Source organism: Paenibacillus oleatilyticus (genome assembly GCF_018998565.1).
In the GTDB taxonomy this organism is placed as follows: Bacteria; Bacillota; Bacilli; order Paenibacillales; family NBRC-103111; genus Paenibacillus_G; species Paenibacillus_G oleatilyticus.
Genome location: NZ_JAHNZO010000133.1, coordinates 1 through 378, shown reverse-complemented (window position 1 = coordinate 378; position 378 = coordinate 1). Strand labels below are relative to the sequence as shown.

The 378-nt window shown below is 56.6% G+C and carries 1 protein-coding gene; it reads right to left on the bottom strand.

Features of this window, described 5'->3' with window-relative positions:
* The coding region (locus tag KQX66_RS38945) for an amino acid permease (RefSeq protein ID WP_216798419.1) at positions 1-378 on the bottom strand (378 nt) is incomplete at both ends.

Sequence of the window (378 nt, the reverse complement as noted above, 5' to 3'; positions counted from 1 at the left end):
CCACCAGATAGATGAACACCAGAATGATCGCCACATGCGCCAATACGAACAGGGTATTGAAGTTGGCCACCAAATTGACGCTTTTCAGGTTGATGGCGGTGATAAGGATAACGAAGCCCACGACCCACACCCAGGGCGGCACTTCCGGGAACAGCGCGGTCAGGTAAATCTTCGCCAGCAGCGTATTGATCATCGGCAGGAACAGATAATCAAGCAGCGATGACCACCCCACCAGAAAACCGACGTGCGGGTTGATCGCCTTCTGCGCATAGGTATAAGCAGAGCCGGCGGTGGGAAACTGGCGCACCAGTTTGCCATAGCTGATGGCGGTGAACAGCACGCCGGCCAGCGCCAGCAGATAGGAGGTCGGCACATGGC